This window comes from Streptomyces sp. NPDC001407 (assembly GCF_042895325.1).
Taxonomy (GTDB): domain Bacteria; phylum Actinomycetota; class Actinomycetes; order Streptomycetales; family Streptomycetaceae; genus Streptomyces.
Genome location: NZ_JBIAWF010000002.1, coordinates 356567 through 370042 on the forward strand (window position 1 = coordinate 356567; position 13476 = coordinate 370042).

A 13476-nucleotide genomic window follows, 5' to 3' on the forward strand; every position below is an offset into this window, starting at 1 on the left:
GTCACCGGCTCCCGACGGTCCGCGCGCGGGCGGCGTCGACGAACTCGACGATGCCGGACAGCGAGACCATGATGTTGCCGAGGAGTTCGTCCTCGCCGAAGGACACGTCGTATTCCTGCTCGATGTGTGCCATCAGCGAGACGTAGCCGAACGAGTCGAGGATGCCCGCCTTGAAGAGGTCGGTGTCCTCGGTGATCTCCGAGTCGAACTCGAACATCAGCCGCTCTTCCATGTACTTCTTGATTTCCTGCTTCATGGCTGTCCTCACCGTCGGATGGTTGGTCTGGACGCGCGCCGGTGGCCGGCGCCCGTGAACGCTTCGCTGCCTTGGCTCGGTGTTACGCGGGCGCGAGCCCGGAGCGGACGGCCCGGGCCAGCGCGGGCCACTGGGCCCGGATGAAGAAGTGGTCGCCGGGGAACCGGTGGGTGGTCAGGGGCCGGGTGGTCTCCCGCTGCCAGGCGTCGACGTCGGCCGGGGTGAACCACTCGTCCTCACCGGTCATGGCGGTGACGGGCACGTCCAGTGGGGGCGCGTCCGCGTGCTCGTAGGCGCCCAGCGCGGCGAAGTCGGCGCGCATGATGCGCTCGTAGTAGGCCATCAGGTCCTCGTGCTCCCACAGTTCCGCGGGGATGCCGCCGAGCTGCTTCAGGCGTGTCCAGAAGGCGTCGGTGGGCAGCTCCCACGTGTGGCGCTCCCGGCTCGGTATCGCCGGGCCGCTCTCGCCGGAGACGAACAGGTGGGCCGGTGCGGGCAGGCCCTGTTCGCGCAGCCGGTGGCAGAGCAGGAAGGCCAGCCTGGCGCCGAGGCTGTGGCCGTAGAGGGCGTACGGCGCGTCGAGCCGGTCCCGCAGCTGCCGGAGCAGGTCGTCGACGATGGCCGCGGGGTCCCGCAGCAGGGGCTCGGAGGAGCGCCGTCCCCGGCCCGGCCGCTCCAGTGTCACCACGTCGACGTCCGGGAGGTGCTCGGCCAGGCCCGCGTAGGCGCGCTCGTCACCGCCCGCGTAGGCGACGCAGAACAGCCGGGGCCGCCTTGGCGCCGCCACGCGGGCGGGGGTCGTGGTGGCCGTGAGGGTCTTGGTGGCCGTGCGGATCTGCTCGACCATGCGCGTCAGGACCTTCCCTTCGCCCACCTGCCGGCAGTCCTCGGCGGACATGCGCTCCAGCAGGTAACGGATGCTTTCCAGCCACCTCACCGAGCCGGAGATCTGCTCGCTCAGCGTCGCGGCGACGTCCCGCTCCCCGTACGGCCGGGCGGTGAGGTTGGCGATCACCGTGGCTCGCAGGGGGGAGAACCGGAACCCCTTGAGGAAGGCGCCGAATTCGTCACGGGCCGGAGCCATGAACCGCGAGTGGAAGGCGGCCGACACCTTCAGCGGGGCGACCCTGGTCCGGCGCTCGTCGAGAACGCCGCGGGCGCGCTCGATCTCGTCGCGGGCGCCGGACAGCACGATCTGGGTGGGGGTGTTGATGTTGGCGACGTCGAGCCGGGTGAGGCCCTCCTCGTCGAGGAAGGCGCGCAGTTCGCTCTCGCTCATCCCCACGACGGCGAGCATGGCTCCGTCCGAGATCCGGGCCATGAGCTCGCCCCGCTTGATGACGAGCTTCAGGCCGGTCTCGAAGTCGAAGGCGCCCGCGGCGTGCAGGGCGTTGTACTCCCCGAGGCTGTGCCCGAGCAGGTAGTCGCCCTCCGGCTCGCCCCGCTCCAGGGAGTCCCGGTAGGACAGGGCGTTGACGACGTAGAGCGCGGGCTGGGTGTAGCGCGTGTCGTTCAGTCGCCGGTCGGGGTCCTCCAGGCACAACCGCGGGAGGTCGTAGCCGAGGACGTCGTTGGCCATGGCGGTCGTCTCCGGGAAACGGTCGAAGAGCCCGGCTCCCATTCCCCTGGCCTGGGACCCCTGACCAGGGAAGAGCACAGCGCGGCTGCCCGCGGCGGAATCCCTCACACCCGACCTCCGTCGGCTCGTTCTCGAGTCATGACCCAGTTCCCCGCCACTTGTGACGAGCGTCGGCGCGCGCCACTTCACGGGAGCCGCCGGAAACGTGCCGGGCAAACGGCACGGTGGTGCTCTTCAGCTGAATTCCTCTCGCTGATCCGGCGGTTCGGGAAAGCGTGCGCAACAGCTTCATCAGTCCGGTTCACGTGCCCCCGGTTACCGCTGGGAGGTGCCCCGGCGTTTCGGCGGTGGTTCCGGACACCGGTAATCCTGCGTCACCACCCTTGCGGACCTCTGGTCCGCGCGCTGACGGCTCCTTGCCGCCGAACGTGGCCGAATTCCGCCGCCCTTGATGAACTCCTGCGGAATCCTTGCCATTACCTTGCCGCCCGCTGAGCCGTGATCTTGGAATGCGTCGTTTCCTATGCCAAGATCCAATTCGACGGCCCGGCCGACCGGCGTCGACCGTCCGTCAGCACAGCCGCGCGTGCGAGAACGATTGGGACCCACATTGCCCACATCACGGATACCCGCCCCGCCGACGGCCCGCCCCACGGAACCGGAACCCCTGCTGAGCGTTCTCGGTCCCATGGCGGCACGCCACGGCGGACAGGACTTCCCCCTCGGCCCGCCCCGCAGGCGCGCGCTGCTTGCCCTGCTGGTCATACGCCTGGGCCGCGTGGTGCCGACGGAACTGCTCATCGAGGAGCTGTGGGGCGAGGAGCCCCCGCGCCAGGCCGTCGCCACCCTCCAGAGCCACGTCTCCCACCTGCGCCGCGCCCTGCACCCGGCGGACGGACCCGGCCGCCCGTCGGTCCTCCGCCACCGGGCCCCCGGCTACGTCCTGGAGCTCGATCCCGAACAGATCGACGTCTGCCGCTTCGAGCGCCTGGTCACCGACGGACGGCGGCTCCTGGAACGGCGCGAGCCGCTCGCCGCCCGCGACAGGCTCACCGAGGCGCTCGGGCTGTGGCACGGCTCGCCCTACGCGGAGTTCGACGGCCACCCGCCGCTCAGCGACGAAGGCACGCGGCTGGAACAGGTCAGGCTCACCGCCGTGGAATCCTGCGCGGAAGCCCGGCTGGCCCTCGGCGCGGCCGAGGAAGTGGCCGCGGAACTGGACCGCGAGGCACGCCGCCACCCGATGCGAGAGCGCCTCGTCGGCCACTTGATGACCGCCTTGTCCCGGCTGGGCCGCCAGGCCGAGGCGCTGGAGGTCTACGAACGGACCCGCCACCACCTGGTCGAGGAGTTCGGTGTGGACACCGCCGCCGAGCTCCGGCGGATCCGGACCGCGATCCTCCGCCAGGAACCGGAGACATGCGGATCCGCCGACAAACCCCGCGCCGAACACCGCGAACCCGAGCGGGCCGGAAGGCGCACGGCCCCGGCGACGGACGACGACGGGGCCCGGAAGGCCGACGACGCCGCCCCGGCACAGGCGGCACAAGCGGCACAGACTCAACCGGCGGCACAAGCCCCCCAGGCAGCACAGGAGTCCGCGGGAAGCGGTGACCCCGGGGGGACCGCCGGCCCCGCCCGGCCCGGACCGGCCGACGGCGCGGGAGAGTCCGACGCCGCCCCGGCCCGTACGGAACAGCCGGAACCCGCCGGACGCGCCACGCGGGGAGCGGGGGCCCGGGCGGCCACCACCGACTCGGTGAACCTCGGCCGGGCGAGCACCCCCTCCCCCTTCACCGGCCGCTGCGTGGAGCTGTACCGCCTGACGACCGCGGCCGCGAGCGCGCTCGTCGGCCACGGACACGTGGCCGGCGTCCTCGGCCCCGCCGGTGTCGGCAAGACCCGGCTGCTCCTCGAACTCGCCCCACGGCTGGAGGCCGCCGGCGAGACCCCGGACGGCGCCGGCCTGGAAGTGATCTGGAGCCACTGCTTCCCCGGCGAGGGCGTCCCGCCCTACTGGCCCTGGACCCAGGTCCTGCGCCGGCTCTCCGTCACCCGCCCGGACGCCTTCCGCCGCGCGACGGAGCCCTTCGGCCCCCTGCTCGCCCCCCTCATGCCCGAACGCTCGGCCGGACCCGGCGGCGGATCCGACTGGGGGCAGGCCAGGTTCCTCACCCACGACGCGGTCTGCGAGGTGCTGCTCACCCTGGCCGCGCAGCAGCCCCTCGTGCTGCTCCTCGAGGACCTGCACTGGGCCGACACCGCCTCCCTGGACCTGCTCAGGCTCCTGAGCATCCGCCGCCAGGGCCACCCGCTCGGCATCGTGCTGACCGCCCGTGAGCTGGAGGTCGAGTCCGACGCCACGGTGCGCCGGATGATCACCGAGATCCTGCGCGGCCCCAGGACCGAGACCCTCCGGCTCGGCGGCCTCTCCCAGCAGGCCGTCGCCTCCCTCGTCTGGGCACAGGCCGGGCCGGGCGTGGACGCCAAGGTCGTCGAGGTGCTGCACCGGCGCAGCGAGGGAAACCCGTACTTCGTCATGCAGTTGCTGTCCCTGCTGGACAACGCGCGTAGCCTGCATCGCTCCGACGCGGTGGACGTGCTCCTCGCGCGCATCCCGACCGGTGTGCGCGAGGCCCTGCACCAGCGGTTCGCGGCGCTGCCCGATCCGGTTCTGCGCGTCCTGCGGCTGTGCGCCGTCATCGGCGCCGAGATCGACACCGACCTGCTGCACCGCACCGCCACCGAGGACGAACCGGTCGCCGAGGCACTGGAGTCGGCGATCCGCGCCGGGCTGCTCGGCGAGGACCCGCACCGCCCCGAGCGGCTGCACTTCGCCCACGCCCTGGTGCGGGAGACGCTGGTCGACGAGCTCGCGCGCGAGGACCGGCACCGGCTGCACGCCCGGGTCGCCGGGGCCCTGTGTCCCCGCAGGCCCGGTCAGGTGGGTGACGAGGAGGTCGAGCGGCTGGCCCACCACGCGTGGCACGCCAAGAACGCGCTGCCCGCCGAGCAGGCGCTCCCCCGGCTGCTGCGCGCCGCCGAGCACGCCGAACAGCAGCTGGCGTACGAGCAGGTGGAGACCTGGCTGCGCCGGGCGGTGCACCTGGTCGGCTCCCTGCCCGTCGACGACCCCTCGACCCTGCGGCTGGAGCAGCGGCTGCACATCCAGCTGGGCCAGGTGCTGGCCACCACCCGGGGCTACGGTCACCCGGAGGCCGAGACGGAGCTCGCGCGCGGCCGGGCCCTCAGCGAGGCCACACAGGCGCCCGAGGACCCGTCGGTGCTCTGGGCGCTGTGCGCGGCCTATCTCGTCACCGGCCGCTACGACGCCTCCCGGCAGTTCTCCGGCCTGCTGCGCGACATCGCGCACCGGTCCCAAGCGCCTGTGGCGGTGCTCGGCGCGGCGTACGGCGAGGGCATCGTGCTGCACGTGCGCGGCCAACTGCCGCAAGCGCTGGCCGAGCTGGAGCGCGGCGTCGAGATGGCGGACCACTTCGCCCGTGAGGGCCACTCGCTGGCCCGTACGTTCCAGCACGACCCGCGCGTCTCGTGCCGCTCGTACAACGCCTTCACCCACTGGCTGCTGGGCGACCGGCGGACCGCGGGGGCGCGCCGCCGCGAGCTGCTGCGGCTGACGGAGTACGAGAGCAGGCCCTCCGACCGGTCCTTCGCCCTCTATGTGGACGCGGTCATCGCGGCCTGGGAGGGCGACGCCCGCACGGCGCGCGCCTCCGCCGGCGAGGGCGTCCGGCTGGCGGGCGAACACGGGCTGCTGTACTGGAAGGCGATGCTCGGCCTGCTCGAAGGGTGGGGTCTGACGCACTCGGGGGAACAGGCGAACGGTCTCGCCCTGATGCACGCCTCCCTGACCGAACTGCGGGGATCCAGCACCCGCCTGCGTCAACCGCTGCACCTGGGCCTGCTCGGCCAGGCCCAGCACCGCGCAGGCCGCACGGAGGAGGCGAAGGCCACCTTCCGCACCCTGCTCGCGGCCGTCGAACAGCGCCGCGAGCACGTCTACTTGCACCCGTCGCTGCCCGCCACCCCACTCCTCCACGACCTCCTGGGCCGAAGCGCGGCGGAAGAGGTGACGGCGATGTGAACCAGGAAAGCGCTCGGCCGGCTGCCGGTGGTCGAAGGCCTCGGGCCGAACAGCGGGCAGGCTCAGGCGGGGCGCGGGAGGTAGGCCAGCCCGTGGGCGCCGGTCGGGCCTGCCTTGGGGATGTCCAGTCGGCCCAGGACCCGCAGCGTCTCCAGGTCGACGATGTCGACGGTCGAGGAGGCGGCACCGGACACATAGGCGATGCGGCCGTCGGGCGAGGAGGTGATGGTCAGCGGGAAGAGCCCCGTCGCGAGCCCGCCGATCCGCTCGTGGGTGTCGGCGGAGAACACCGTGAGCCGGCCCGGCTCGGCGCGTCCGGGCGGGGAGGCCGGGACGGGTCCCGTGCTCGTCTCCCCCACGAGCAGCTTTCCTGTCGACGTCAGGTGCACCGGCAGGACGATGTCGTCCGTGGGCAGGATGTCGACGACGGAGGCCGTGCGGGCGTCGATGACGCGGATGCCCTTGGCCGGCCGCCCCTCGGCATCGGCGTCCGCGGAGAAGGAACCACCGTGGGGCGCGGCGACATAGACACGCGTGCCGTCGGCGGAGACGGCGAGCCCCTCACTGCCCGGCACCTCGAACTTCGCGGTGAGGATTCCCTTGTCGAGGTCGACGACGGACACGAAGGGCGCCTCCTTGTTGGTGGCGTAACCCGTCGCACCGGCCGGGTCGATGGCGAACCAGTGCGGTCCGGGCGCGTCCGTGTCGATCCTGCCCAGGGGACGCCGGGTCTCCGTGTCGATCACCACGACACCGCCGGGCCGGTCCGCCGAGCCCTCCACGCTGACGTAGAGGCGGCGGCGCGCGGTGTCCAACGCCATTCCGTGCGGCCCGTGTTCCGGGGCGAGGTCGACGACCTCGACGATGCGGCGGGTGTCGGGGTCGATGACGGTCACCTCGCTGCGCCGGCCGCTGTTCCCGCCGTAGTAGCCCGAGTGGTACGGCGTCGTGCACCACAGCAGCCGCTGTGCCGGGTCGAAGCACAACTCGTGGGGCTGGGCGAGGACTTCCACCGCACCGATCCGCCGGTCGGAGGCGGCGTCGAAGAACGAGACCGCCGATCCGCTCACGCTCACCACCGCCAGGACGTCGCCTTCTCGGCCGTCGCGGGGAGACTGCTGCATGGAGGGCTCCTTGAAACGTACGAAGGGGGTGTCACGCTGCTGCGCTGACAACCCCAACTCTCGGTGCGGCAGGGCGCCGCGACAATGCAAGGATTGGCACCCAATAGTTGCCCTGTACGCAAAAATGCAGCTCAGGAGCATCGATGGATCTCAATCTGCTGCGTTCCCTGGACGCCCTGCTCCAGGAGAACAGCGTGACCCGGGCCGCCGAGCGGCTCGGCACGTCACCGGCGGCGGTCAGCCGCACGCTGGCCCGGCTCCGCCGTGCCGTCGGCGACCCCCTGCTGGTCCGTGCCGGCCAGGGGATGGTCCCCACCCCGAGAGCCCTGGAACTGCGGGAGGAGGTGAGCGCGTTGCTGCGCGGCTGCGACAACGTCCTGCGGCCCGGAGCCGGTTTCGACGCCGTGCACCTCCAGCGCACCTTCACCGTGCAGACCAGCGACCTGCTCCTGGCGGGGCTGGCCGGGACCTTGACCGAACGGATCCACGCGGAGGCCCCGCACGTGGACGTGGTCTTCCTGCCGGAGGCCCTGGAGGACGGCCCCGGGCTGCGGCAGGGCTGGGTGGACGTCGAGCTGGGCGTCCTCAGCCACCTGGACCCGGAGATCCGGACCCGGCCGCTCACCCGGATGCCCCTGGTCGGCATCGCCCGCAGCGGTCATCCCCTCTTCAACGGCCGGATCGACGCCCGCCGTTTCGCCGCGGCCGACCACATAGGCATCTCCCGGCTCGGCAAGCGCCTCGGCCCCATCGACAGCGCGCTGGCGGAGCTCGGGCTGCGCCGCCGCATCGCGGTGGTCGTACCCAGCCATACGGGCGCGATGATCCTCACCCGGAACAGCGACCTCGTCGCACTCACCGTGGCCGACTGGCTCCCCGACACCATCGCCGCGCTGGGGCTGCGCACCTTCCCCATCCCCCTCGACCTCGAACCTCTCGACTTCGGGCTGGCCTGGCACCCCCGCAACTCCGCCGACCCGGGCCACCGCTGGCTGCGCGACCGGCTGGCGGACGCGGTGCCGGCCCCGCCGGGGAGCACGACGGCATAGCCGCCTCCCGGAGCGCGAGGACGGGGCCGCGGGACCGGCCTGGCGGACCGGAGGTCCACCCACCCGCCGCAATGACGTAACCGGACGACCACCGGGACCCGGGCCTACGCTCTCGCCATGCCTGCCTTCCGGATCGAACGCCGCTGCCGACTGTCCGCCGACGAGGCATGGCGGCGCCTCACCGACTGGCCCGGCCACGCTGCCCACGTCCCGCTCACCCGCATCGTGGTCACGACACCGCCCCCGAACCGCGCCGGTACGCGCTTCACCGCCCGGACCGGCCTGGGCGCCGTCGCTTTCGACGACCCCATGGAGGTCATGTCCTGGACCCCGCCCTCGGGCCGGCGCCCCGGACACTGCCGGCTGGAGAAGCGCGGCAGAGTGATCATCGGCTGGGCCGAGTTCGATGTCAGCCCGACCGCCGCCGGAGCGCTCGTCGTCTGGCGCGAAGACCTGCGCATCGCCGGACTGCCGCGCGTTCTCGACCCGCTGACGGCCTGGGCGGGCCGCCGGGTCTTCGGACGGGTGGTCAGGCACCTGCTCGGGAACACCTGAGCGGGCGGGCGGGCCGTGGCGGTCATTCCTCCGCATATTTCCGCCCGGCTTCTGTCCGGCTTCTGGGTCCGGCTTCCGTCCGGCTTCCGTCCGACCTCTGTCCGACCTCTGTCCGACCTCTGTCCGGCTCGAAAGGCCGGGGACGGACACCGTGGCTGGAGGTGCGCGGATTCCCAGCGCGAGCCTTCGGCACCGCCCCCGGTTATGGATCGCGTACCCGGCCGGGACACCGTGATTCCCGAGGAAAAGGCGGCATGAGAGACGTGTGGGCCGGGCCGGCCCCTCTCGGGACGGCCCGGCCCGCGCAGTTGGGGGATCAGCGGTTCAGGTCACCACCGGTACCACCGGCCGCGGCCCCCATCGGCGCCCGTGGAACGGACGAGGAATCCGACAAGCCAGATCACCAGAACGGCGACGGCGACCCACCACAGGATCTTCACCGCGAATCCGGCCCCGAAAAGAATCAGGGCGAGCAGCAGAACGAGAAGCAGGGGAACCATATCAATCACCTCCGCACCGTCATGTGCCCTGTGGATTGCCCTTCACACACCCTCCTTTCGAGAAATCACGCATTCTTCGCCCCACCGGCTGCGCCCGCAAAAGATCGGCACCGGAAACATGGTGTTTGCCCTCCACGGACCCGGGAAGACGGGTTACGGACCGGGCGGAAGTCAAGGAACGCGTTCCGTCGTTGAGCTCCTCCGCTGAACGGCCCGGTCCGCGATCACCTGTCAGCATCCGGTGATCCGGGGAGAGTTCGACGGTCACGTCGCGGGAAATCGCATTCCCGGCCAACGAAGGAGCGAGCAGATGAACGACCACATCTGGGACTACCAGCCGGTCGTCGACCGCGTCTCGGGCACGGACCTCGTCGGCTATCGGGTCGAGGCGACGGACGGCCACATCGGCAAGGTCGACAGGCACTCCGACGAGGTGGGTTCCTCCTATCTCGTGGTGGACACCGGAGTATGGATCTTCGGCAAACATGTCCTCCTGCCTGCCGGGACCATCGTCCGCATCGACCCGGAGGCGGAAACGATCTACGTGGGCCGGACGAAGGCCGAGATCAAGGCCGCCCCCGAGTTCAAGAAGGAATCCCCCGCCGTCGACGCGGCCTACCGCCAGCAGGCGGACGGCTATTACGGGCGATTCCCCCTCGCCTGACGGCTGCATTTCCGGGGCGGTCCCGGCCACCGAATGGGTGGCCGGGACCGCCCGCCCTTTCCCCGCGCCGCACATACGGCGGAGCCGGACCCGCCCTTTTCGTGTACGCGCCCTCCACACTCCGGGGCAATACACGAATATCCGCCCCCTGCCACTCCGAGTGACCGTCCTTTTCCTGGCCCGGAGAGGCCCTGAGAGGCCCGGAAGGGCAGGGTTTCACCAAGCCGCGAAGGGATACCCGGGGGTACATGTGGCTGATCAAACCTCCTGGTGTCTACGTGCCCCAGGAGGACACGGCACTCCTGGAGGAATCCCTCCGGCACGAAAGCCTGCCTCCCGGCCATCACGTCCTGGACGTGGGCACCGGGACCGGCGTGCTCGCCCTCGCCGCCTCCCGCGCGGGCGCGGCGCGGGTCGTGGCCATCGACATCTCACGCCGCGCCGTCCTCGCCGCCCGGGCCAACGCCGCGCTGTCCCGCCGGCGCGTGCACGTCCGGCGCGGCGACCTGCTGGCCCCGGTCGCGGGGCAGCGCTTCGACCTCGTACTGGCCAATCCGCCCTACCTCCCCTCGCACCGCGCGGAGCCTCCCGCCCGGGGGCCGGCCCGCGCGTGGGACGCGGGCCGCGACGGGCGGGTGCTGCTGGACCGCCTGTGCGCGGGCGTGCCCGCGCTGATGCGGCCGGGCGGCGTGTTCCTGCTCGTGCACTCCGCCCTGAGCGGCCCGGCGACGACCCTGCGCCTGCTGGCGGAGGCGGGGCTGTCCGCCGAGGTCACCGAGCGCAGGCTCGTCCCCTTCGGCCCGGTGCTGCGTTCCCGGGCCGACTGGCTCAGGGCGCGCGGCATGCTGTGGCCCCCTCAGGACAAGGAAGAGCTGGTGGTGATCCGTGCCCGGCGCCTGGCCTGACCCCGGGGCGGCCCCGCCGGAAGGCACCCGCCGTGCCGCGCGCCGGGTGTCCCGGGAGCCCGGCGGCCCCTTCCTGATCGAGGGGCCCGTGGAGGTGGTCCTGGAGGACGGCACCGTCGTACGGTCGGACCGCCCCGTCGTCGCGCTGTGCGCCTGTCGGCGGAGCAGGATCTTCCCCTGGTGCGACACCAGCCACCGCGCCCGCCGCACACCGGGCTCCGCCGCGCACGGGGGCGCCCCGGCGGAGGCGTCACAGCGGGAGACGCAGTGAGGACTCCCCCGCCCGCCAGGCGCTGAGCAGCGAGGCGCCGAACCGCTCCTCCAGCCACTCGGTGGCGGCGATGCCGAACGCGACGTCCGCCGCCAGCTCCGGTTCCCGGCGCAGGAGGTCGCCGATGACCTCACGGCGCACCAGCTGTTCGTGCACGGCGTCGGCCTCCACGTGCTCGGCGTAGAAGTGCGCCGCCGCCGGGCCCGCGCCCAGCCGTTCCATCGCCTTCACCAGCCGCCGGGCGCCCGGCGGTGAGGTGATCTCGACCGTCGCGAAGTGTCCGACGAGGCTGCCGCGCAGCGCGCGGTGCAGGCCGAACAGCGATATCACGTTGACCGTCGCGAGCGTGGCCGCCGGGGCGTGGCCGAGGTAGTGCCCGTAGGTGTCGTCGAGCCCGAGGTCCCTCATGAGGCCGGCGTACAGGCGCGCGTGCACCCGATCGGCACGGCCGGCGCCGAACTCGTCGTACTCGACGGCGACGAAGGCGGCCTTGGCCCTGCCGGTCAGCCGGGGTATCGCCCAGGCATGCGGGTCGGCCTCCTTGAGCTGGTAGAGCGAACGGTGCGCCGCGTACTCCCGCAGGTGCCACGGCTCCCCCTCGTCCTGGAGGAAGTGCGAGGGGCCCGTGCCGTCCGCCGGCTCCGTCAGCAGTCCCTCCAGGGCGGCGGCCACATCGCCGCCGGCCGGGACGTCGGCGCGCAGCCGGTCGAGGAAGCGCCGCTCCAGCGCGGCCCGCAGGCGCAGCAGTTCAGGGTCCCATTCCCATGCGTCCGGGACGCCGTCGAGGCCCCGGTAGTGCAGCTCGTAGCAGATGTACAGGGCGAGTTGGAGGTCGTCGCCGTACGGGTCGGCGGGCTCCGTCGCCGCCGGGCCGGGCAGCTTGCCGTGTCCCTGTTCCGGCTCGTACGTCAAAGCGTCGAGCAGTGCCGCGGACAACTCACCGCGCCCGAGAGGCCGTTCCACCGGCAATCGCCTGCCTTTCTCCGTCCGGCGGGATGCGCGCCCCGCCTCAGCTGAGCAGCAGGGCCGCGTACTGGAATGTCTCCTCCACCCAGTGCCGACGGCAATGGAATCCGAAGGTCTCCAACTCGCTCACGAGTTCGGTGAGCTCGAATTTGTGCAGGACGTCGTGGAGGAATGTCTCGTTCTCGGCCAGGTCGAGTGTCATGCCGAGCCCGGGAATGGTCACCCGCTGCCGCCTGGTACTGCGGATCTCGCCCCGCACTTGCCGGAGGGGAATGTCGTAGACGACATCCGGTTCGAAGAAGGCGGGGTCGAAATCGGCTCCGTACTCCCTGTTGAGATGAGTCAGGGTGTTGAGGGCGAACAAGCGGCGCACCGGTCGTTCCCCGGCGCATCCGGCTCTGTACGCCCGGCGTACGGCGTCCACCGGCTGGAAGAGGTCGGCGCAGAGCAGGACGTGGTCACGCTGTCCGCAGCAGGCCCGCAGGGCGTGCAGGAAGGAGGACCGCTCGGGTGGCGTCAGACAGCCGAAGGTGCTGCCGAGCATCGCCATGAGGCGTCCGGTTCCGCCGCCCTGGAGCCATGGCAGAGCGGTGGCGAAATCACCGTGCACCATCGTGATGCGGAGCGCCGGCCACCGGGCACCGAGGCGGCGGGCGGCCTCCCGCATCGGCTGGGCGCTCACGTCGACCCCCGTGTACGCGCGGAGGAGTCCGCCGGCGTCCATGGCGGCCAGCAGGATCTCCGACTTCTTCGCGCTGCCGGCACCGAGGTCCACGAGTTCGGCGGCGCCCGACAGGCGCACCATGTCACCGCCGTGCTCCCGCAGCAGCTCGCGCTCCGCGCGAGGCGGGTAGTACGCGGGCAGCCGGCTGATCTCCTCGAAGAGGCGGGACCCCACCGTGTCGTACCCATAGCGGTGCGGGATCCGCCGGGGGCTCTCGGCGAGGCCCGCCCGCAGTTCGTCCTCCCCGCCACCGGCAGGGCGGTCCGGGGCCAGGACGATCTCGACGGCACCGGCCCCGGCAGTCTCTGGGCTCATCCGCCGCTCCTGGAGATCGGGCCGGTCCTCGCTCCTTCCTACCACCGCCTCGTCGGCACCGCCGTGCGAGAGCCGCGCGGGGTCCGCCCTCCGGGGCCGGAGGAGGGACGGCACGTTCAGCCGACGGCGGCCGCGCTGTCGTCCTCGACGCGGGCGCCCGGCAGGCGATGTCGTGCGGCGACCAGGGCCGCGTCGATATCGCGGGTGCCGGTCGAGACGCACAACGTATAGACGACATCGGCCATCTTCTGTCGTATGGCCGGGTCCGCCTCGCCTGTCATCAGGGCCTGTTCGAGCGCTGTGTACCGCTGTACGAGGTCGTCGAGAACAGCGGGGTGGGCGAGCAACATGGAGTTCTCCTCCGCTCGAGGCGCAGACGCGATGTCGCCCCGTCGCCTGCCCGCCATTCCGCTCCGCATGCGTGACGCGGCCCCGTCCAGGCCCGGGGGCGAGGCCGGCGCCG

13 protein-coding genes are annotated in these 13476 nt (G+C 72.1%); 6 read left to right on the top strand and 7 right to left on the bottom strand.

Going from position 1 to position 13476, the window contains the following annotated elements:
- Position 1: 1 nt before the first annotated feature.
- Positions 2-256 (bottom strand): acyl carrier protein, encoded by a 255-nt coding sequence (locus ACFY1P_RS05020; protein ID WP_361520045.1) that lies wholly within the window; start codon positions 254-256, stop codon positions 2-4.
- 82 nt (positions 257-338) lie between these two features.
- Positions 339-2024 (bottom strand): ACP S-malonyltransferase, encoded by a 1686-nt coding sequence (gene fabD, locus ACFY1P_RS05025; RefSeq protein WP_390749731.1) that lies wholly within the window; start codon positions 2022-2024, stop codon positions 339-341.
- Between the two features lie 499 nt (positions 2025-2523).
- Here fabD and ACFY1P_RS05030 point away from each other — a divergent pair, with 499 nt between their 5' ends.
- Complete coding sequence (locus tag ACFY1P_RS05030) at positions 2524-5940, top strand: BTAD domain-containing putative transcriptional regulator (RefSeq protein WP_390749732.1); 3417 nt, start codon at positions 2524-2526, stop codon at positions 5938-5940.
- Between the two features lie 62 nt (positions 5941-6002).
- Here the strand turns inward: ACFY1P_RS05030 and ACFY1P_RS05035 are convergent, their stop codons facing one another.
- Positions 6003-7064 (bottom strand): YncE family protein, encoded by a 1062-nt coding sequence (locus ACFY1P_RS05035; protein WP_390749733.1) that lies wholly within the window; start codon positions 7062-7064, stop codon positions 6003-6005.
- A gap of 143 nt (positions 7065-7207) precedes the next feature.
- Here ACFY1P_RS05035 and ACFY1P_RS05040 point away from each other — a divergent pair, with 143 nt between their 5' ends.
- Both ACFY1P_RS05040 and ACFY1P_RS05045 read left to right on the top strand, forming a co-directional pair.
- On the top strand, positions 7208-8113 hold the full coding sequence (locus tag ACFY1P_RS05040; RefSeq protein WP_390749734.1) for a LysR family transcriptional regulator: 906 nt from the start codon (positions 7208-7210) through the stop codon (positions 8111-8113).
- 117 nt (positions 8114-8230) lie between these two features.
- A complete protein-coding gene (locus tag ACFY1P_RS05045) occupies positions 8231-8668 on the top strand; it encodes an SRPBCC family protein (protein ID WP_361520031.1) in 438 nt (145 codons plus the stop codon).
- Positions 8669-8997: 329 nt separating this feature from the next.
- Here ACFY1P_RS05045 and ACFY1P_RS05050 read toward each other — a convergent pair whose 3' ends face one another.
- Positions 8998-9168 (bottom strand): hydrophobic protein, encoded by a 171-nt coding sequence (locus tag ACFY1P_RS05050; RefSeq protein ID WP_361520028.1) that lies wholly within the window; start codon positions 9166-9168, stop codon positions 8998-9000.
- 310 nt (positions 9169-9478) lie between these two features.
- Between ACFY1P_RS05050 and ACFY1P_RS05055 the strand changes: the two genes are divergently transcribed.
- The 3 genes from ACFY1P_RS05055 (at position 9479) to ACFY1P_RS05065 (ending at position 11008) form a co-directional block, all read left to right on the top strand.
- Complete coding sequence (locus tag ACFY1P_RS05055) at positions 9479-9832, top strand: PRC-barrel domain containing protein (RefSeq protein ID WP_361520026.1); 354 nt, start codon at positions 9479-9481, stop codon at positions 9830-9832.
- Positions 9833-10080: 248 nt separating this feature from the next.
- Positions 10081-10737, top strand: a complete 657-nt coding sequence (locus ACFY1P_RS05060; RefSeq protein ID WP_361520023.1) for a HemK2/MTQ2 family protein methyltransferase — start codon at positions 10081-10083, stop codon at positions 10735-10737.
- 46 nt (positions 10738-10783) lie between these two features.
- On the top strand, positions 10784-11008 hold the full coding sequence (locus ACFY1P_RS05065; RefSeq protein ID WP_390749735.1) for a CDGSH iron-sulfur domain-containing protein: 225 nt from the start codon (positions 10784-10786) through the stop codon (positions 11006-11008).
- Here the strand turns inward: ACFY1P_RS05065 and ACFY1P_RS05070 are convergent.
- The 3 genes from ACFY1P_RS05070 to ACFY1P_RS05080 all read right to left on the bottom strand — a co-directional run bounded on the left by ACFY1P_RS05070 (position 10988) and on the right by ACFY1P_RS05080 (position 13363).
- On the bottom strand, positions 10988-11971 hold the full coding sequence (locus tag ACFY1P_RS05070; RefSeq protein ID WP_361520017.1) for an iron-containing redox enzyme family protein: 984 nt from the start codon (positions 11969-11971) through the stop codon (positions 10988-10990). The genes ACFY1P_RS05065 and ACFY1P_RS05070 overlap by 21 nt on opposite strands.
- Before the next feature lie 46 nt (positions 11972-12017).
- Positions 12018-13013, bottom strand: coding sequence for an L-histidine N(alpha)-methyltransferase (locus tag ACFY1P_RS05075; protein WP_390749736.1), 996 nt, complete (start codon positions 13011-13013; stop codon positions 12018-12020).
- A gap of 116 nt (positions 13014-13129) precedes the next feature.
- The gene (locus tag ACFY1P_RS05080; protein WP_361520011.1) at positions 13130-13363 is read right to left on the bottom strand and encodes a DUF5133 domain-containing protein; all 234 of its coding nucleotides are present in this window, start codon (positions 13361-13363) and stop codon (positions 13130-13132) included.
- Between the last annotated feature and the right edge of the window lie 113 nt (positions 13364-13476).

Coding starts and splice junctions, on each gene's coding strand:
- ACFY1P_RS05020 (WP_361520045.1), bottom strand. CDS start 256: ATGAAGCAGGAAATCAAGAAGTACATGGAAGAGCGGCTGATGTTCGAG.
- ACFY1P_RS05030 (WP_390749732.1), top strand. CDS start 2,524: ATGGCGGCACGCCACGGCGGACAGGACTTCCCCCTCGGCCCGCCCCGC.
- ACFY1P_RS05035 (WP_390749733.1), bottom strand. CDS start 7,064: ATGCAGCAGTCTCCCCGCGACGGCCGAGAAGGCGACGTCCTGGCGGTG.
- ACFY1P_RS05040 (WP_390749734.1), top strand. CDS start 7,208: ATGGATCTCAATCTGCTGCGTTCCCTGGACGCCCTGCTCCAGGAGAAC.
- ACFY1P_RS05045 (WP_361520031.1), top strand. CDS start 8,231: ATGCCTGCCTTCCGGATCGAACGCCGCTGCCGACTGTCCGCCGACGAG.
- ACFY1P_RS05050 (WP_361520028.1), bottom strand. CDS start 9,168: ATGGTTCCCCTGCTTCTCGTTCTGCTGCTCGCCCTGATTCTTTTCGGG.
- ACFY1P_RS05055 (WP_361520026.1), top strand. CDS start 9,479: ATGAACGACCACATCTGGGACTACCAGCCGGTCGTCGACCGCGTCTCG.
- ACFY1P_RS05060 (WP_361520023.1), top strand. CDS start 10,081: ATGTGGCTGATCAAACCTCCTGGTGTCTACGTGCCCCAGGAGGACACG.
- ACFY1P_RS05075 (WP_390749736.1), bottom strand. CDS start 13,013: ATGAGCCCAGAGACTGCCGGGGCCGGTGCCGTCGAGATCGTCCTGGCC.
- ACFY1P_RS05080 (WP_361520011.1), bottom strand. CDS start 13,363: ATGTTGCTCGCCCACCCCGCTGTTCTCGACGACCTCGTACAGCGGTAC.